At 73.4% G+C, this 15,691-nt stretch carries 20 protein-coding genes and 1 pseudogene; 10 read left to right on the top strand and 11 right to left on the bottom strand.

Features of this window, described 5'->3' with window-relative positions; genetic code table 11:
* Positions 1-47 precede the first annotated feature (47 nt).
* Positions 48-311: a DUF7218 family protein gene (locus tag IT072_RS19695; RefSeq protein ID WP_223358529.1), complete on the top strand. Its 264-nt coding sequence runs from the start codon at positions 48-50 to the stop codon at positions 309-311.
* Positions 312-364: 53 nt separating this feature from the next.
* Entirely contained in the window at positions 365-1,222 is an 858-nt protein-coding gene (locus IT072_RS19690) for a hypothetical protein (protein ID WP_223358528.1), read from the top strand.
* 91 nt (positions 1,223-1,313) lie between these two features.
* Here IT072_RS19690 and IT072_RS19685 read toward each other — a convergent pair whose 3' ends face one another.
* The 3 genes from IT072_RS19685 to IT072_RS19675 all read right to left on the bottom strand — a co-directional run bounded on the left by IT072_RS19685 (position 1,314) and on the right by IT072_RS19675 (position 3,948).
* Positions 1,314-2,021, bottom strand: coding sequence for a hypothetical protein (locus IT072_RS19685; protein ID WP_223358527.1), 708 nt, complete (start codon positions 2,019-2,021; stop codon positions 1,314-1,316).
* A 33-nt stretch (positions 2,022-2,054) separates the two neighbouring features.
* Complete coding sequence (locus IT072_RS19680) at positions 2,055-3,599, bottom strand: FAD-dependent oxidoreductase (protein ID WP_223358526.1); 1,545 nt, start codon at positions 3,597-3,599, stop codon at positions 2,055-2,057.
* Positions 3,600-3,672: 73 nt separating this feature from the next.
* Positions 3,673-3,948, bottom strand: a complete 276-nt coding sequence (locus IT072_RS19675) for a hypothetical protein (RefSeq protein ID WP_223358525.1) — start codon at positions 3,946-3,948, stop codon at positions 3,673-3,675.
* A 172-nt stretch (positions 3,949-4,120) separates the two neighbouring features.
* Here IT072_RS19675 and IT072_RS19670 point away from each other — a divergent pair, with 172 nt between their 5' ends.
* Together IT072_RS19670 and IT072_RS19665 are read left to right on the top strand one after the other, a co-directional pair.
* Positions 4,121-4,732 (top strand): flavodoxin family protein, encoded by a 612-nt coding sequence (locus tag IT072_RS19670; RefSeq protein ID WP_223358524.1) that lies wholly within the window; start codon positions 4,121-4,123, stop codon positions 4,730-4,732.
* 22 nt (positions 4,733-4,754) lie between these two features.
* On the top strand, positions 4,755-5,552 hold the full coding sequence (locus tag IT072_RS19665) for a putative protein N(5)-glutamine methyltransferase (RefSeq protein WP_223358523.1): 798 nt from the start codon (positions 4,755-4,757) through the stop codon (positions 5,550-5,552).
* Here IT072_RS19665 and IT072_RS19660 read toward each other — a convergent pair.
* A complete protein-coding gene (locus IT072_RS19660; RefSeq protein ID WP_223358522.1) occupies positions 5,524-6,537 on the bottom strand; it encodes a CPBP family intramembrane glutamic endopeptidase in 1,014 nt (337 codons plus the stop codon). The two genes, IT072_RS19665 and IT072_RS19660, sit on opposite strands and share 29 nt — an antisense overlap.
* The gene (locus tag IT072_RS19655) at positions 6,534-7,166 is read right to left on the bottom strand and encodes a DUF3887 domain-containing protein (RefSeq protein WP_223358521.1); all 633 of its coding nucleotides are present in this window, start codon (positions 7,164-7,166) and stop codon (positions 6,534-6,536) included. Before IT072_RS19655 ends, IT072_RS19660 begins: the two co-directional genes overlap by 4 nt.
* A gap of 122 nt (positions 7,167-7,288) precedes the next feature.
* Between IT072_RS19655 and IT072_RS19650 the strand changes: the two genes are divergently transcribed.
* Both IT072_RS19650 and IT072_RS19645 read left to right on the top strand, forming a co-directional pair.
* On the top strand, positions 7,289-8,086 hold the full coding sequence (locus tag IT072_RS19650) for a tryptophan-rich sensory protein (RefSeq protein WP_223361023.1): 798 nt from the start codon (positions 7,289-7,291) through the stop codon (positions 8,084-8,086).
* A gap of 98 nt (positions 8,087-8,184) precedes the next feature.
* On the top strand, positions 8,185-9,309 hold the full coding sequence (locus IT072_RS19645; protein WP_223358520.1) for an FAD-dependent oxidoreductase: 1,125 nt from the start codon (positions 8,185-8,187) through the stop codon (positions 9,307-9,309).
* A gap of 11 nt (positions 9,310-9,320) precedes the next feature.
* Here IT072_RS19645 and IT072_RS19640 read toward each other — a convergent pair whose 3' ends face one another.
* The 3 genes and pseudogenes from IT072_RS19640 to IT072_RS21340 form a co-directional block, all read right to left on the bottom strand.
* Positions 9,321-9,875 carry a tetratricopeptide repeat protein gene (locus IT072_RS19640; protein ID WP_223358519.1) on the bottom strand — a complete coding sequence of 185 codons (555 nt, stop codon included), beginning with the start codon at positions 9,873-9,875 and terminating at the stop codon, positions 9,321-9,323.
* A gap of 10 nt (positions 9,876-9,885) precedes the next feature.
* A complete protein-coding gene (locus IT072_RS19635) occupies positions 9,886-10,029 on the bottom strand; it encodes a hypothetical protein (protein WP_223358518.1) in 144 nt (47 codons plus the stop codon).
* Positions 10,030-10,366: 337 nt separating this feature from the next.
* A pseudogene (locus IT072_RS21340) lies at positions 10,367-10,411 on the bottom strand (hypothetical protein); the annotation flags it as partial.
* Between the two features lie 244 nt (positions 10,412-10,655).
* Here IT072_RS21340 and IT072_RS19625 point away from each other — a divergent pair.
* Positions 10,656-10,937 (top strand): hypothetical protein, encoded by a 282-nt coding sequence (locus IT072_RS19625; RefSeq protein ID WP_223358516.1) that lies wholly within the window; start codon positions 10,656-10,658, stop codon positions 10,935-10,937.
* A gap of 12 nt (positions 10,938-10,949) precedes the next feature.
* On the opposite strand, the gene IT072_RS19620 is transcribed toward IT072_RS19625, so the two are convergent.
* Together IT072_RS19620 and IT072_RS19615 are read right to left on the bottom strand one after the other, a co-directional pair.
* A complete protein-coding gene (locus IT072_RS19620; protein ID WP_223358515.1) occupies positions 10,950-11,507 on the bottom strand; it encodes a hypothetical protein in 558 nt (185 codons plus the stop codon).
* A 28-nt stretch (positions 11,508-11,535) separates the two neighbouring features.
* Positions 11,536-11,811 carry a TetR family transcriptional regulator gene (locus IT072_RS19615; RefSeq protein ID WP_223358514.1) on the bottom strand — a complete coding sequence of 92 codons (276 nt, stop codon included), beginning with the start codon at positions 11,809-11,811 and terminating at the stop codon, positions 11,536-11,538.
* A 98-nt stretch (positions 11,812-11,909) separates the two neighbouring features.
* Between IT072_RS19615 and IT072_RS19610 the strand changes: the two genes are divergently transcribed.
* Positions 11,910-12,839, top strand: a complete 930-nt coding sequence (locus IT072_RS19610) for an aldo/keto reductase (RefSeq protein WP_223358513.1) — start codon at positions 11,910-11,912, stop codon at positions 12,837-12,839.
* 84 nt (positions 12,840-12,923) lie between these two features.
* Positions 12,924-14,135: a GAF domain-containing protein gene (locus tag IT072_RS19605; RefSeq protein WP_223358512.1), complete on the top strand. Its 1,212-nt coding sequence runs from the start codon at positions 12,924-12,926 to the stop codon at positions 14,133-14,135.
* Positions 14,136-14,209: 74 nt separating this feature from the next.
* Here IT072_RS19605 and IT072_RS19600 read toward each other — a convergent pair whose 3' ends face one another.
* The gene (locus IT072_RS19600) at positions 14,210-15,118 is read right to left on the bottom strand and encodes a 5'-3' exonuclease (protein ID WP_223361022.1); all 909 of its coding nucleotides are present in this window, start codon (positions 15,116-15,118) and stop codon (positions 14,210-14,212) included.
* Between the two features lie 117 nt (positions 15,119-15,235).
* On the opposite strand from IT072_RS19600, the gene IT072_RS19595 reads away from it, so the two are divergent.
* Entirely contained in the window at positions 15,236-15,682 is a 447-nt protein-coding gene (locus IT072_RS19595; RefSeq protein ID WP_223358511.1) for an SRPBCC family protein, read from the top strand.
* The last annotated feature ends 9 nt before the right edge of the window (positions 15,683-15,691 follow it).

The raw sequence follows: 15,691 nt of genomic DNA, 5'->3' as shown, positions 1-15,691 counted from the left end.
TCCATCGCGGGGTACCGTGCCCGTCGGGGCAACGGAAGGAGTGCCGCATGCCAGGACGACAGCCGACGCTGAAGGACGAGGAGCTGTACGAGAAGCTCCGCGACGAGGGCAACTCGAAGGAGAAGTCGGCGCGCATCTCCAACGCGGCCGCGGCGCGCGGCCGGAAGTCGGTCGGCCGGAAAGGCGGCGAGTCCGGGTCGTACGACGATTGGACGGTGCCCGAGCTGAAGAAGCGTGCGAAGGAGCTCGGCCTGACGGGCTACTCGAAGAAGACGAAGAGCGAGCTCATCTCCGCGCTCCGCGATCACTGACCCTCTCGATCGCCGAGCCCCTCGGCTCGGGTCGCCGCGCGTATGCTCGCGGCATGGATCTGAGGGAGGTCGCCGAGGAGCTTTACGCGAGCGCGCCCGCCGCGTTCGTCGAGCGCCGCAGCGCAGCGGCCCAGGAGACCGACGACCGTGACCTCGCCCGGCGGATCCGCGCGCTCCGCAAGCCGACGGCCTCCGCGGCCGCCCTCAACGCGCTCATGCGGAACGATCCGGAGGCGGTCCACGACGTTCTCGAGATCGGCGACCGCCTGCGCGACGCCTTCGCTGCCCGTGATCGCGCGGCGATCCGCGAGCTCACCCGCGAACGCCAGCGCCTGCTGCAGGCGGCGACCCGCGGCCTCGGGCTCAGTGCCGCGGTCGCGCGGGAGGTGGAGGAGACCCTGCAAGCGGCCGTCGTCGACCCGGCGGCCGCGGCGGCGGTGCGCAGCGGCATGCTCCTGCGTTCCCTCGAATCCACCGGTGTCGACGAGGTGGATGTGTCGGACGCCGTCGCGCTCCCCGTCGACACGAGCGCGGCGCCTTCGCGTCGCCCGCCCCGTTCGGCGAAGCAGGCCGCCGTGAAGCAGGCCGCCGGCCAGACGGTCGACGAGGCGCCGCGCGAGACGGCGAGCGAACGACGCGAGCGCCAGCGCCGCATCCGCACCGCCCAGAAGGCGCTGGAGCGCGCACGTGCCGACGCAGACGGCCTCGACGACGAGTTGGATGCGGAGGTCGACCGCCGCACCGACCTCGAAGGGGAGCGGGACACTCTCGAACGGCGTCTGGAACGAACCACCGAGGAGCTCGCGGAGGCGCGGGCCGTCGAGCGGGATCTCCGCAGGCGCATCGCGGCGGCGCAGGCCGCCCTCCGCGACGCCGAGCGCGCCCTCCGCGACGCCCGCGCCGACGCCTGACCCGCGCTCTTGCGCTCGGCGAGGCGGCTCAAAATACACGAAAAAGCGCCGAGGCGGCCCATAATCGGCCGCCTCGACGCTTCGAGGAGGGTCAGGCGCGCGGCGCCTTCGACGCCTTGACGGCGGCGAAGTACTCCGTCGAGGGGCGCAGCCAGAGGAGCACCACGGCGACGATCGAGGCGACGACCTGCAGCGCGCCGAGGCCGTAGCCGGCGAGCAGGTTGAGCAGGGAGAGCGCGGTCAGCACGGTGAGCACGATGCGCGCCCAGTTCGCCCCACGGCGGGCGAAGAACGCGAACAGCACGAACACGATCGCCCAGAAGATCAGGGTGACGATCGCCCACGTGATCCCCACCGCGATCGCGCCGTCGACGAACTGGTCGGTCGTCACACCGCGCAGATCGGTGGAGCTGCTCCGGAGGCTGTCGATCAGCTGCTGGCGCGTGTTGCCGACGACGACCACGGTGATGATGCCGCTGATGACGCTGAAGAGCGCCGATGCGACATACAGCCAGAACGCCGTGTTCACGGTGGTCGGCGGCGCACTCGGCGCGGCGACGGGAGCGCCCGGGGTCGCTCCGTAGGCCGGGAAGGCCGGCGGTGCGGGGGGAGCCGGGGGCAGATCGGCGGCCGGAGCGGCGGGCGCGACCGGCTCGGCCGGGGGCACGGGTGCAGGCGCGGCGGCCGGCTCCGGAGCCGCGGGAGCCGGCGGGACGGGCGGTGCCGGAGGGACGGCGTCCGAGCCGGCGGGGCCGCCCGCCGGCTGCTGGGGCGTGTTCTCGTCGTTCGGAATAGTCATGCGGCGACCATACTGCGGGATGGACGCATCTGCCTAGCCTTCTGCGCGGGGTGCCGCATCCTGGTCCTCCCCCGCGTGGCCCAGCGGCGTTGCGACTGCGGCGAGCGGAGCCGTGGCCGGGCCTTCGAGCACCGAGCCGTCCGGTGCGAAGCGGGAGCCGTGCAGCGGACAGTCCCAGGAGAGTTCCGCGTCGTTCCAGCGGACGACCCCTCCGAGGTGCGTGCAGACACCGGACACCGCGCACAACGCACCGCCCACCGTGGAGACCGCGACGGGCTCTGCGCCGCGGCGGCCGACCCTCCCGGTGCCCTCAGCGGGCGCCGCAGCGTCGGCGATGTCGGGGGAGGTCTCGGCCACGGTCCACGCAGCGGCGGCGGAAGCGCCCGCGGCGGCGTTGATGCGGGCGCCTTCGGCGAGGTCCCCGGGCCTGGTGACCCGGTGGTGGAGCACGCGCGCCCATTCGATGGTCTCGCCGGTCAGGTCGGCGGTGAGGCTCAGGGCGGCGGCGACCGCGTTCGTCATGCCCCACTTGCCGTACCCGGTCGCGAGGAACAGCCTCCCCCGTCCGCGCGGCAGCCAGCCCACGAACGGCACGTGGTTGGCCGACCGGTAGTCCTGAGCGGCCCACCAGTGTGTGCGCCGCGCCCCGGGGAAGTGCTGCTCCGCCCAGGCCGTCAGCTCGGCGATCTTGCGGGCGGGCGAGTCGGCGCGGCCGGTCGGATGCCCGTTGCCGCCCACCAGCAGCAGGTCGCCGTCTCCGTCTGCCGCCTGGCGGAGGGACCGCACCGGCGACTCGGCGGAGAGGTGCATGGAGCGGGGGATCGGGCCGGGCACGCGGAACGCGCCGAGGTACGAGCGCTCCGCGGCGGTCTTCGCGAAGTAGAGTCCGCGGTCGAGGATGGGGGTGCCGGTCGCGATCACGACGTGATCGGCCCGGGTGCGCCCGGAGGCGCTCGTCACGACTGCGGGGTCGGTGGCCGACACGTGCGTCACCCGTTCGCCTTCGATGAGTCGCCCGCCCAGCCGGCGCAGCTCGGCCGCGAGCGCGGCGAGAACCCGCATCGGGTCCACTTGTGCCTGACCGGCGAGTGCCAGGGCGCCGTCGACGGGGAAGGGCAGCTCCGAGATCTCCGGTCGCGTCGCCGGCAGTCCAGCGGCGTGGAGGGCCGCGAGCTCGGCGTCGAGGAGGTCGATCCCGTGCCGCGTGGTCGCGTAGGTGACCGCGTCCCGTACCTCGTAGGGTGTTCCCTGGGCGTCGAGGAAGTCGAGCAGCCAGCCCTGCCCGGCGACATTGCCGTCGACGTAGGCGGAGAGCACACGGTCGGAGGTGCGGCGCCGGATGCCCGCGAGGGTCGTGCCCTGCAACAGGCTGACCTTGCCCGTCGATCCGCCGGTCGTCACCGCGCCGACGGCGCGCGCCTCGAGCACGACGACCCGCATCCCGGTGCGCGCGAGCATCACCGCGGTCGCGAGGCCGGTGAGGCCGGCTCCGACCACGATCGTGTCGCAGCGGCCGTCTCTCTCGAACGCGTCGGTGGGGATGACCGGGGCCGTGTCGTTCCACAGAGAGGTCGTCATGCGGGGCAGCCTCCTCCCGCATCCCGCGCTCGGGAAGCGGTTGACAGCGGGCGCGCCCCGGGGGTGCCCGGGCTCAGGAGAGCGAGTCGAAGTCGAACCAGAAGGCGTCGTCGTCGTCTTCCCCTGCGGCGTGAGCGGCGGGTTCTCGGGGGATGGTCGCGGTCTCGATCCGCACCTTCGTCTGACTGGTGACGAACACTTCGGTCGGCGGCCGGCTGGACTGCGTGATCGCGACGAAGTCGCCGTCACTCCTGCTCGCCTGCACGACCAGCCGCTTGAGCTCGTCGACAGGGGCCCGATCGACGAACGTGAAGCGCAGCTCGTCGATGTAGACGTGGAACACCTGCATGCCTCTCCCGCTCGCTCTCCGTCGATCGTCTGCCTCACCCGGAGGCCGTCCCGCCCGATAGTACGCGGGGTTGCATGTTTCGCCAGTGCAGTTCTGCATCCGCGCCGTTCGTCCAGGGCGGAGCCGTGTCAACCCGGTTGTGCCCGGCCGCGGTGAGGGGTTGCCTGCGGGCATGACAGACAGCACACGAACCCTCAGCGCTCTGGCCCTCGTCTGCACCCTCAAGCCGTCGCCGGCCGAGTCGAGCAGCCAGCTCCTCGCGACCCAGCTCCTGGACGAGCTCTCGACGCACGGCGTCACCGGGACCGCGGTGCGCGTCGCCGACTACGACGTCAGGCCGGGCGTGGGGCTCGACGAGGGCGAGGGTGATCAATGGCCGCAGCTGCGGCGTCAGATCATCGACTCCGACATCCTCGTGATCGTGTCGCCCACGTGGATGGGGCACCTCTCCTCCATCGCTCAGCGCGTGCTCGAGCGCCTCGACGCCGAGCTCTCGGAGACCGACGACGACGGCCGACCGCTCGTCGAGGGGAAGGTCGCGATCGCGGGCGTCGTGGGGAACGAGGACGGCGCGCACGCCATCATCGCCGACCTTTTCCAGGGGCTCAACGACGTCGGCTTCACCATCCCGTCGCAGGGTGCGACCTACTGGAACGGCGAGGCGATGCAGACCGTCGACTACAAGGACCTCGACGAGACCCCGGAGGCCGTGGCGGGTACCAACGCGACGGCCGCGAAGAACGCCGCGCATCTCGCGCGGCTGCTGGCCGAGAAGCCGTACTGAACTCCGCGGCTAGCATGGCGGGGTGACCGGATCCGAGGCGCGTCCCCGCCCCGCACTCGTCGCCCGGCTGCGGGCGGCGGGCTGCGTCTTCGCGGAGGAGGAGGCGGCGCTCCTGATCCAGGCCTCCGCGGGATCGGCCGCCCGTCTCGAGCTCCTTGTCGCGCGCCGGGTGGCCGGTGAGCCGCTGGAGCCGCTGCTCGGCTGGGTGGAGTTCGCCGGTCTGCGACTGCACGTCGAGCCCGGCGTCTTCGTCCCCCGGCGGCGGACCGAGAGGCTGGCGGAGCGCGCTGCAGCCGAAACCGTCGCCCGGGCGCCGGCGACCGCCCTCGACCTCTGCTGCGGCGTCGGCGCGATCGGAGCCGTGATCGCCGACCGGGACCCGGATGCCCGGCTCGTCGCGGCGGACATCGACCCGGCCGCCGTGCGCTGCGCCCGGGTCAACCTCCCGCACGCCACGGTCGTCGAGGGAGACCTGTTCGCGCCTGTGCCGCCGCACCTGCGCCGACGGTTCGATGTCATCGCGGTGAACGCCCCGTACGTCCCCACCGGCGCCATCCCGAGCCTGCCTCCCGAGGCCCGCGACCACGAGCCCGTGGCCGCCCTGGACGGCGGGGACGACGGCCTCGACCTGCATCGCCGCATCGCCGCCGAGGCGGAGGCCTGGCTCGCCCCCGACGGGCTCCTCCTCATCGAGGCGAGCGCCGACCAGGCGCCCGCGAGCGCGGCCCTCTTCGCCGCCGCCGGCTTCGACGCAGCGATCGAACGCGACGACGAACGAGGCTCGACCCTCGTCACCGTGCGGGCAGCGGCGCCCTCCTGACCAGCGTCGGCTGGCGGCGGAACTGACCGCAGAGCACGAGCACGACGGCGATGACGGTGCAGACGATCCAGCCGGTCCAGCCGAGGGGGAGCAGCGCGGCGGGCGAGGCCGGGGAACCGGCGGCGAGCAGCAGAGCGCCGACCCCGGCTGACGCGTTGAAGGCGCCGTGGGCGAAGACGGCGGGCCACACGGATCCGGAGCGGAGGCGGAGCCAGCCGATGAGCACGCCGTAGGCGGTGCAGCCGAGGGTCATCAGCAGTACGCCCAGGAGGTTCGGCTCGCCGAAGTTGTAGCCGAGCAGGATGATCGGACTGTGCCAGAGGCCCCACAGCACGCCACTGATCAGGAGCGCCGGCCAGGTGCCGAGCGGGCGGAGGCTGGGGAGCAGCCAGCCGCGCCAGCCGAGCTCCTCGCCGACGGTCGCGACGCTGTTGATCAACGCGCCGAACGGGATGGTCAGCAGCTGGATCAGCACGAGGACGCCGATCGGCAGGGGCAGCTCCTGCTGCACGCCGGCGGCGGCGAGCTGGGAGTGCAGCAGCTCGGAGAAGCCGGAGAAGCCGGTGAGGTCGAGCCGGACGGCACCGAACGCCGCCGCCAGGAACACGGCGGCCACCGAGACGAGGATGGAGCCGAAGATGCCGGCGAGCGAGAGGCCGATGAGCCGCCAGGCGGGGCGCAGGGGCCACATCCCCAGATATTCCGGCACCGATCGTGGACGCGGGCGCTGCACGAGGAACACGGCGACCAGGGCGCCGATGGTCGGGGTGAACATCATCGCGATCAGGAGCACGCCCGCGAACGGGGCGGTGAGGCCGCCGCCGAGCCAGAGCGGCAGCGTCACCAGCCAGGCGAGCCCGAAGGCGACGACGACATAGGCGACCACGGCGAGCCACGGCACCCGCGGCGGGCGATCGGGGCGTGCGCCTGCGGGGGCTCCGGTGCCGCCGCCGCCGACGGCGGTGGCGGGCTGCGCGGCGCTCATGCGATGTCTCCCGACGACTCGGCCAGCTGCGCCGGGTCGAGCACGAACAGGCCGCCGACCCGCCGGTCGGGATGCAGCGACACCCGTCCGACCATCTCGCCCGCCTCGAAGCGGAGCGGCACGTCGACCACCGTCAGATCGCCCATCCGGCGCGCCACGGGCTCGTCCGCGGCGTCGAAGGCCCCGACCGCGCTGGCGATCTGCGCCCACACCGCGCCCAGTCCGGCCGCATCCAGCCCCTCCGCCATGCGTTCGTCGAAGCGTGCGACGACGGCGTCGTACCGGCCGGCGGCAAGTTCGCCGAAGATCTCGGTCGCCAGCGCGTCGGCGCCGGCCAGTGGTGTCGTGTCCATGGGTTCTCCTGTCCGCGGATCCACGGGATGCCCGAAGCGCTGGAAGGCCGCCTGCCTGCTCGTGCCGAGCGTGCGGCCGAGGTCCTGCCAGGTCGCCCCGGCGGCGCGCGCCGCGTCGACCAGGGCGGCGAGAGCCGCGTCGGCGTCGGCGCGCAGGGCGACCGCATGCGCGACCAGCTCGAGCCAGTGCCCCCGGTCGGCCGCGTTGCCCGCCTGCTCGGCCAGCGTCTTCGCGGCGGCCGCGAGCGCGGCCACCGCATCCCGTTCTGCTGTCATCGTGTCAAGGCTACCTTGACACGCGCGCATCCGCATCAGCCTTCTCGGGAGCCCGGCTGCGGTCTACTGTGACGGGCGTGAGCACCCTGACCGCGCGCGATGCCGGATCCGCGACCCGACCGATGGCGGCAGACCGCGTCCGTCAGATCGCGGTGATCGCCGCCGCGGCGGCGGCCGTCGTCGGGGCGGTGGTGGGTTCCGGGCTCCTGGGCGGGACCTCCATCGCCCGTGCGGCCGGCGGCGCCCTGAGCGCCGACGCGACGCTCGTCGCGCCCGCCGGGCCTGCGTTCGCCGTCTGGTCCGTCATCTACGCAGGCCTCGTGCTCTATGCGATCTGGCAGGCGCTCCCCTCGCAAGCGTCGCGCGCGCGGCAGCGGGTCGCCGGCTACTGGATGGCCGCCTCGCTGCTGCTCAACGCCGCCTGGATCCTCGTGGTGCAGGCGGGCCTCCTCGTGCTGAGCGTGGTCGTCATCGCCGCGCTGCTCGTGGTGCTCGTCGTGACGTTCGCGCGCCTGATCGCCCGGCCGGGCGGCACGACCGCCGACGCGGTGCTGTTCGACGGCGTGGCGGGCCTCTACCTCGGCTGGGTGATGGTCGCCACGGTGGCGAACGTCGCCGCGGGGCTCACGGCGGCCGGGTTCGACGGGTTCGGCTGGAGCGCGCACGCGTGGGGCCTCGCGGTCGTGGCGGTGGTGGCCCTGCTCGGCTGTGCGCTCGCGCTCTGGGACGGCGGGCGACTCGCCCCCGCCGCATCCTCCGCCTGGGGTCTCGCCTGGATCGGGGTCGCCCGCCTCGACGGAGCCCTCCCGTCGGCGCCTGTCGCCGCGGCCGCGTTCGCGGCGGCCGCCCTGATCGTGCTGGTGGCGGTCGCGGCGCGGGTGGCCCACCGCTCCCGGCCGTCCCGTCGCACTCGACGCTGAGAGTCCTCACAGACGGATTCCGCCGTGAAATCGCCGCCGTCGAAAGGCGGCGTAATGCGCCCAGGGTGCGCGCGGCGTCGCCCGGTAGCGTGTGGCCCATGACCGTCGACACCATCGTCATCGGAGCCGGCGTCGTGGGCGCCGCAGCGGCTCGCTCCCTCGTCGAGGCCGGCTCCCGCGTGCTGCTGCTCGAGGCGTTCGACCGCGGGCACGACCGCGGCTCGTCGCACGGCGCCAGCCGCATCTTCCGCCACGGCTACGACGCCGCGGACTACGTACAGCTCACCGTGCGCGCCGCCGCGGGCTGGCAGCGGCTGGAGAGGCAGACAGGGCGCACGGTCTTCGATCGCACCGGCGCCCTCGACCACGGCGATCCGCGCGCGCTCGACGCCATCGCCGCCGCCATGACGGCGGAGGCCCTCCCCTCCGAGCGTCTGCGGGGCTCCGAGGCGGCGGAGCGCTGGCCCGGATTGCGGTTCGAAGACGACGTGCTGTTCAGCCCCGGCGGGGGCAGGCTGCGCGCTGCGGACGCGATCGATGCGCTCCTCGACACGGCCGCGGCGGCCGGAGCAGACCTGCGCTTCGGTGTGCGGGTGGCGTCCATCGCCAGCGACGGGGACGGTGTCGTCGTGACGGCGGACGACGGCGAGCACCATGCCGCCCGTCTGGTGATCGCCGCGGGCTCGTGGACACCGGGGCTCGCGGGCGGATGGCTCTCGCGCAACGGTGCCGCGCTCCCCGACGTGCGCGTGACCGAGGAGCAGCCCGCACACTTCCCGCTGCTGCCCGGCCCCGCATCCGACGAGGGCGTCTGGCCGAGCTTCGTGCACCATCCGACCGACCCCGAGGTTCCGAGCGTCTACGGCCTGCTGACCCCGGGCGAGGGCGTCAAAGTCGGCGTGCACGGCGGCGGCCCCGTCGTCGACCCCGGCGACCGCGACCGCACCATCGACCTGGTGCGCTTGGAACGCCTGCAGAGGTACGTCGCCGAATGGGTCCCCGGTGTCGACGCGTCCCGCCCCGCCTCCATCAGCTGCCTCTACGACACCACGCCCGACTCCGACTTCGTGCTCGACCGCGTCGGCCCGGTCACGGTCGCCGCGGGTTTCTCGGGCCACGGGTTCAAGTTCGGCCCCGCGCTCGGCGACGTGCTCGCCCGGCTCGCCCTGCACGGCGAGCGCGCGCCGGAGCGGTTCCGGCTGGCGGTGGCGTCGCCGGGCTGAGCGGGCGGAGGTCAGTGCCGGTGCGCCTGCTCGGACGCGTTCGCCGCCGCGTCGCCCCGCTCCCGGTCCACTCCGCGCAGGTACTCCGCGTTCCCGCGCAGCGCCTGCTCGTAGCGCAGGAGGTCGGGGGTGCGGATGCGGTCGGCGGCCAGGTCCATGAGCGCGGCGACCGCGGCGTCGCTGCGTCCCGCGGCGTGGAGCGACAGGGCGTGCCAGACGCGCACCGACTCGGAGTCGGGGAACTCCGCGAGGGCGCGGTCGAGCACAGCGAGCGACTCGTCGAAGCGGCCGAGGTTGCGCAGGGTGCTGCCGTACTGGAGCAGGCATCTGCGCAGGGTCTCGCCGTCGAGGCCTCCAGCGAGGGCGCGTTCGTAGTAGCCGGCTGCGGTCTCCTCCTCGCCGGCCGTGTCGTACGAGCCGCCGACCTCGTACAGCACCCGCGCGTCGTCGGGATGCTCGGCGAGCACCTGCAGGAACGCGGCGATCGTGGGGGCCATGCGCGTGCGATCGCGGGCGGAGAAGATCGTGGCGAGGCGTGCGTCGAGGGCGTCGTCGGCTGCGGGCATGCGCTCCACCCTACGCGCGCGCGTCCGAGCCCTCCGCGTCGCCCAGCAGGGCGGAGACCAGCGGGGCGGGGAGGCGCTCGGCCGTCAGCGCGGCGGTGAGCGCTCGGCCGTACCGCTCCTTGCGGCCGGAGGTCGTGCCGAAGAACCGGTGCAAACTGCTGCGCAGGCGTGCGGGCGCGCTGCGCTGGTTGGTTCTGGAACGTGCGGAACAGCCGCAGGTCCCCCTCCTGAGCGAGCACCTCCTCCGTGCCGGCGATCCCCAATGCCTCGATCAGCTCGCCCTCGAGGTCCGGACGGCACACCGCGATGGCGGGGTCCGGGATGCCCGCGCGCTCGAAGAACCGGCGCTCGGCGGCGTCGCACAGGCCGCGCACCTCGGGGCGGTGTGCGGTGGCGGGGGCGTCGTCACCGCCGGCGGGACGCCGCGGCCCGAGTGCCTCCGCGAATCGTCGAGCGCTCATCGCGCCGCCCATCGGCACGACGGCGACCCTTTCCGTGCCGAGATCGCGGCCGAGCAGGACTGCCGCTGTCAGCACGGCTGCGCGGTCGCTCGCGCCCTCGACGAGGAGCACGACGCGCACGGCGGAGACTGCGTCGGCCGACGGCGTACCGCCGCCGGCCGCCCAGTGCGCCAGCGCGTTCTCGAGCTCCGCCGCGGCTGAGGCGGCGGCCTCCCCTCGCCGTGGTGCGGAGCCGGTCACGCAGCCATTCTGCTCCCCGCGATCCCGGGCATCCGCAAGCCCCTGTCACGTCGGCGATGGCGCGCGTACGGTACCCGGCATGAAACTACTCATCTTCGTCGCTGGGGTCGCCGTCGGATTCGTCATCGGTTCGCGGGCGGGACGCGGGGCTTACGACGACATGCGCAAGAAGCTGCGGGGCTTCACCGAGTCGGCCCCCGTACAGCAGGTCAAGGACGATGTGAAGGACTTCGCCTCCCGCGCGGCCTCCGACATCGGCGAGACCGTCGGCGACGCCGTCGGCAAGGCCACCGACAAGGCGGCGGCCACGATCGACGACCTGACGGGCAAGAAGAGCGGCGGCGCGGCGACGGCGAGCTGAGGGGCGGACTCCTCACGCCCCCTGCGGCGGGTGCGCCAGCAACTCCACCCGCTCCGCCAGGTAGCCGAGCGCGTCCCGGGCGTCGGTGTCCGCGACCGCGGTGCTCCAGCGCACGCGCACGACGCCGTCGCTCAGGAACAGGGGGCCGCGTCCGGTGCGCGCTGCGTCCCGGAGGGTCTCCACGTCGAGCGGTACCGGGTCCGCGTCGAAGTCGACGGTCTCGCCGTCACGGAAGTGACCCCGCTCGGCCGCGGCGCGGTAAGCGCGGCGCGTCTCGGCCGAGACCGAGACGTACTGCGTGCGCCCCGGTTCGGTGGCCCGGACGACGGAGCCTGTCGCGTGCAGGCCTCCGTCCGCGTCGAGCAGCAGCACGCCCAGGCGCCACACACGCCCGGCCGGTCGCAGCACCGGCTCGCGCATGATCAGGAGCTTGCGCTGCCGGGCCTCGTAGACGGCCAGCGCCTCCGTGCGGGCGCTGGCCTCCGTCAGACGCGCGACGGCATCCTCGACGGCGGCGCGGAACTCCTCCACGGCCAGCGCGTCGTCCTTCCCGACGTCCGCCTCGCTCACCCTCCGAGCGTAGGACGATCCCGCACCGCTACGCCAACGTGCGGATGCTGAACGAGTTGTCGTCGGTCACGAGCAGCAACTCGACGCCCTCCTCGTGACGCAACACGACGAGGGCGGAGCTGTCGTCGTGTGCCACCCGCTCCACCTGGCGCACGAAGATCTGCGCCATCTCGTCGCTGACCCGGAAGTCCCTGCCCAGCGCGTGCACCACGTAGCGCGGCCGGGCGGGGGCACGGCGGGCGCCCAGGTCGGTCTCGGCGCGGAAGTCCTGCACGGCAAGCTGCATCTCCGGTGTCATCGTCATGGGACGTCCTCCTGTTTCGCGCATGGACCTTCAGGATCCGCACGCTAGCCCCGCTCCGTGCGGCCGGGGAGGGGGTTGACGGGAGGAGGATGGGAGGCATGCGAGCTCTCACCTTCCCCGGCGTCGCCGTCGACGCATCCAACATCGTCCTCGGTCTGATGCGCATCGAGCCCCTCTCCGACGAGGAGATCCGCGCACTCGTCCGCAGCGCCCGGGACGAGGGCGTCACGGTCTTCGATCACGCCGACATCTACGGCGACCGGCGCCACGGCAGCGAGCGGCGGTTCGGGGATGCGGGAGCGATCCCGGCCGCCGAGCGCGACCAGGTCGTCATCCAGTCCAAGGTCGGCATCCGCGACGGCTATTTCGACTTCTCGCGCGAGCACATCCTGGCCACCGTGGACGAGTCGCTCGCGGCCCTTCGCACCGACTACCTCGACCTCCTGCTCCTGCACCGTCCCGACACGCTCGTCGAGCCGGAGGAAGTCGCCGCCGCCTTCGACGCACTGAAGGAGTCGGGCAAGGTGCGCGCGTTCGGCGTCTCGAACCACACGCCGGGGCAGATCGACCTGCTGCGCCGGTACGTCGTGCAGCCCATCGTCGCCAACCAGGTGCAGCTCAGCATCACGCACGCCCCGCTCATCGCCCAGGGCGTCGCCGCCAACATGGCGGGCCTGCCGCAGTCCATCGACCGCGACAACGGCATCCTGGATCACGCGCGCCTCCACGACATCACCCTGCAGGCCTGGTCGCCGTTCCAGAAGGGGTTCTTCGACGGCGTCTTCCTCGGCGACCGCGAGCAGTACGCGGAGCTGAACGATGTCATCGACGAGCTCGCCGCCGACTACGGAGTCACGCCCACCGCGATCGCCACGGCCTGGATCACCCGGCACCCCGCCGGCATCCAGGTCGTCCTCGGCACCACCAACGCCCAGCGCGTCCGTGACGCCGCCGCCGGGTCGGAGCTCCCGCTCACCCGCGAGGAGTGGTACCGCCTGTTCCGCGCGTCCGGGCACACGCTGCCCTGAGCCCGCCGCTCGCCGTCATACATTCCGGGTGCGTCGGCGAGCCGCCGCTAGGCCGAACCGGTATGCCGGGATACCGTCAACCGGGTGAATGCTGAAAGCCTGAGACCGGGGCTCCGCCTCGCGAACCGGGCGCGGCTGCTGCAGGTCGTCAACATCCGCACCAGGCTGGTGCGCCCGTCGGATGCGCCGCAGGGCTTCGTCGCCGGGCGGCGGAACATCCGCGTGCTGCTGGTGGGCTCGGGACCGGTGGTCGGGTGGGGTGTCGGCAGCCACGATCTCGCGCTCCCCGGAGCCGTGGCGCGGGCGCTGGCCTCGTCGACGGGGCGCGGCGCCGTGGTCGACGTGGTCGCGCATCCGTCCGCCGGCGTCAGGAGGCTGCGATCCCTGGTGCGTGCGGCCACGCCCGAACGCTACGACGCCGTGGTGCTGAGCGCTACGCTCGCGGACTCGCTGCGCCTCCCCGACCCGGGGCGGTGGGGCGAGCGGGTGCGTGCCGTCCTCCGTGAGGTGCTCGCCGTCCGCGGCGGGGCGGCGGCCGTGGCCTGGCTGGGCGCGCAGCCCATCCTGACGTCCGCCACGGACGACATCGGTCCCGCCCGGATCGCCGAGGAGCACGGCGAGCGGCTCAACCAGGTGGCCGAGCGGGTGTGCCGGGAGGAAGGCGCGCATTTCGTCGCCCTGGCGGCCCCGCCGCACGCCGAGTCCGCCCGGCCCCACGGCCCCGCCGCCTACCTCTTCTGGGCCCGCAGCATCGCCGACGCCCTCAGCCCCGTCCTCGGCTCGCTTCCCGCGGAGCAGCCGCCTTCGCCGCAGTCGGCCGCCGAGCGGGTGGAGGCCATCGACCGGTTGCGCCTGGCCGAGCGTGGGCGCGACGCCCGGCTCGACGGCCTGGTGGGCACGGCGCAACGCACCCTCGGCACCGAGATCGCGATGTTCACGATCCTGGACGACGAGAAGGAGTGGCCGATCTCCGCCGTCGGGACCACGCCGCGCGAGATCCCGATCGAGCAGTCGGCCTGTCTCCACACGATCGCCTCGTCCGACGGGATGGTCGTCACCGACGCCGTCGACGACGAGCGCTTCGCCGCCAGCCCGCTCGTGACCGGTCCCGCCGGTCTGCGCTACTACGCCGGCTACCCCGTCGAGGCGCCGGACGGCACCCGCATCGGCGCGCTCTGCGTGTTCAGTCGCACGCCGCGTGACGCCGAGACCGGCGAGTTCGACCTCGACGTGCTCCGGGAGCTCGCCCTCCTCGCCCAGCGCGAGCTCTGGCGCTGGCAGCCCGACGCCGTCTGAGCCCGCGAGGCGGCCCATTGTCAGCCGTCTCGGCGCCCTGCACCCGATTTCGAGCCGTCTCGGCGCCTCCCGGGTCAGTCGGGGAGCGCCGCCAGCAGGCGGTCGAGCGACCCGCCGAGACCCCAGCGCGCGGCCAGCGCGTCGAGCGCCTCGCGCTGGTGCTCCTGCGGCCGGCGCAGGCGCGTGTCCACGGCGGGCAGCTCGAGGTCGCGCACGACCTCGACGACACGCGGGGCCACATCCAGGTAGGCCGCCGCCGCCAGGAACCGCGCCCGCACGGCCGGCTTCATCGCGCTCGAGGCGTCAGCCGCGGCGGCCCGGATTGCGTCGAGCGACCCGTACTCGGCGAGAAGCGCGGCCGCGGTCTTCTCGCCGACGCCCGCCACGCCGGGCAGCCCGTCGGAGCTGTCGCCGCGCATGGCGGCGAAGTCCGCGTACTGATCGGGCCGCACCCCGTACTTGCCCGCGACGACCTCGTCGGTCAGAACCTCGAGGTTGCTCATGCCGCGTGCGGTGTAGACGACGCGGACGTCGTGGGCGTCGTCCACGAGCTGGAAGAGGTCGCGGTCGCCGGTCACGACGTCCGCCGGTCCGGTCCGCTGAGACGCGAGGGTGCCGATCACGTCGTCCGCCTCGTGCTGCGCGACCCCGACGATCGCGATCCCGAGCGCGCCCAGGACCTCCCGGATCACGGGTACCTGCGCGATCAGCTCCGCGGGGGTCTCCTCCACGTCCACGCCACCCGGAACCTCCCGCGCCACCCGATGCGCCTTGTAGCTCGGGATGAGGTCGACACGCCACCGGGGCCGCCAGTCGTCGTCCCAGCACGCCACGAGCGACTCGGGTCCGAAATCGGCGACGAGACGGGCGATGATGTCGAGGAAGCCGCGCACCGCATTGACCGGCTCGCCCTCGGGGGAGCGCACCGTGTCGGGCACGCCGTAGAAGGCGCGGAAGTAGAGCGACGCGGAGTCCAGGAGCATCGTGCGCCCCGAACCGGACTCGGTCTCGGACGCGGGTGTGTGCTGTGGCATGGGAACCTCCGCCTGCCACGTTACGCAGGGGGTCGCACCGAGGGCCAGAGGCGCTACCCTGACGGCATGGCCGGAACGATCGTCGTGGAGCGCACTCTCCGCATCGCCGCGACTCCCGAAGACCTGCAGCGCCGCCTCGCCGACCTCCCCGGCTGGGTGGACTGGTCGCCGTGGGAGGGCCTCGACTCCGCGCTCGACCGCGACTACGCGGGCGAGCCGGGTACGGTCGGCTCCAGCTACGCCTGGTCGGGCAACCGCAAGGCGGGCGCCGGGCGCATGCAGGTCACCGCGGTGGACCCCGACGGTGTCGGGATCGCGCTCGACTTCACCAAGCCGTTCCGATCGAGCAATCGCATCCGCTTCGTGCTCACCCCGGAGGGGGACGGCACCCGCGTGACCTGGCGCATGGAGAGCCCGAAGACGTTCCTGTCGCGCGTGTTCAGCATCGAGAAGCTGGTCGGCAAAGACTTCGAGAAGGGGCTGCGCCAGCTCAAGCAGGTCGTGGAGGGGTAGGCCTCCTCC

The sequence above is a fragment of the Leifsonia sp. ZF2019 genome, assembly GCF_019924635.1.
Taxonomy (GTDB): Bacteria; Actinomycetota; Actinomycetes; order Actinomycetales; family Microbacteriaceae; genus Leifsonia.
This window is presented reverse-complemented; position numbering and strand designations above follow the sequence as displayed.

What these genes read in the sequence shown, in the direction of transcription:
- IT072_RS19695 (WP_223358529.1), top strand. Translation starts at nt 48, where the DNA reads ATGCCAGGACGACAGCCGACGCTGAAGGACGAGGAGCTGTACGAGAAG.
- IT072_RS19690 (WP_223358528.1), top strand. Translation starts at nt 365, where the DNA reads ATGGATCTGAGGGAGGTCGCCGAGGAGCTTTACGCGAGCGCGCCCGCC.
- IT072_RS19685 (WP_223358527.1), bottom strand. Translation starts at nt 2,021, where the DNA reads ATGACTATTCCGAACGACGAGAACACGCCCCAGCAGCCGGCGGGCGGC.
- IT072_RS19680 (WP_223358526.1), bottom strand. Translation starts at nt 3,599, where the DNA reads ATGACGACCTCTCTGTGGAACGACACGGCCCCGGTCATCCCCACCGAC.
- IT072_RS19675 (WP_223358525.1), bottom strand. Translation starts at nt 3,948, where the DNA reads ATGCAGGTGTTCCACGTCTACATCGACGAGCTGCGCTTCACGTTCGTC.
- IT072_RS19670 (WP_223358524.1), top strand. Translation starts at nt 4,121, where the DNA reads ATGACAGACAGCACACGAACCCTCAGCGCTCTGGCCCTCGTCTGCACC.
- IT072_RS19660 (WP_223358522.1), bottom strand. Translation starts at nt 6,537, where the DNA reads ATGAGCGCCGCGCAGCCCGCCACCGCCGTCGGCGGCGGCGGCACCGGA.
- IT072_RS19655 (WP_223358521.1), bottom strand. Translation starts at nt 7,166, where the DNA reads ATGACAGCAGAACGGGATGCGGTGGCCGCGCTCGCGGCCGCCGCGAAG.
- IT072_RS19650 (WP_223361023.1), top strand. Translation starts at nt 7,289, where the DNA reads ATGGCGGCAGACCGCGTCCGTCAGATCGCGGTGATCGCCGCCGCGGCG.
- IT072_RS19645 (WP_223358520.1), top strand. Translation starts at nt 8,185, where the DNA reads ATGACCGTCGACACCATCGTCATCGGAGCCGGCGTCGTGGGCGCCGCA.
- IT072_RS19640 (WP_223358519.1), bottom strand. Translation starts at nt 9,875, where the DNA reads ATGCCCGCAGCCGACGACGCCCTCGACGCACGCCTCGCCACGATCTTC.
- IT072_RS19625 (WP_223358516.1), top strand. Translation starts at nt 10,656, where the DNA reads ATGAAACTACTCATCTTCGTCGCTGGGGTCGCCGTCGGATTCGTCATC.
- IT072_RS19615 (WP_223358514.1), bottom strand. Translation starts at nt 11,811, where the DNA reads ATGACGATGACACCGGAGATGCAGCTTGCCGTGCAGGACTTCCGCGCC.
- IT072_RS19610 (WP_223358513.1), top strand. Translation starts at nt 11,910, where the DNA reads ATGCGAGCTCTCACCTTCCCCGGCGTCGCCGTCGACGCATCCAACATC.
- IT072_RS19600 (WP_223361022.1), bottom strand. Translation starts at nt 15,118, where the DNA reads ATGCTCCTGGACTCCGCGTCGCTCTACTTCCGCGCCTTCTACGGCGTG.
- IT072_RS19595 (WP_223358511.1), top strand. Translation starts at nt 15,236, where the DNA reads ATGGCCGGAACGATCGTCGTGGAGCGCACTCTCCGCATCGCCGCGACT.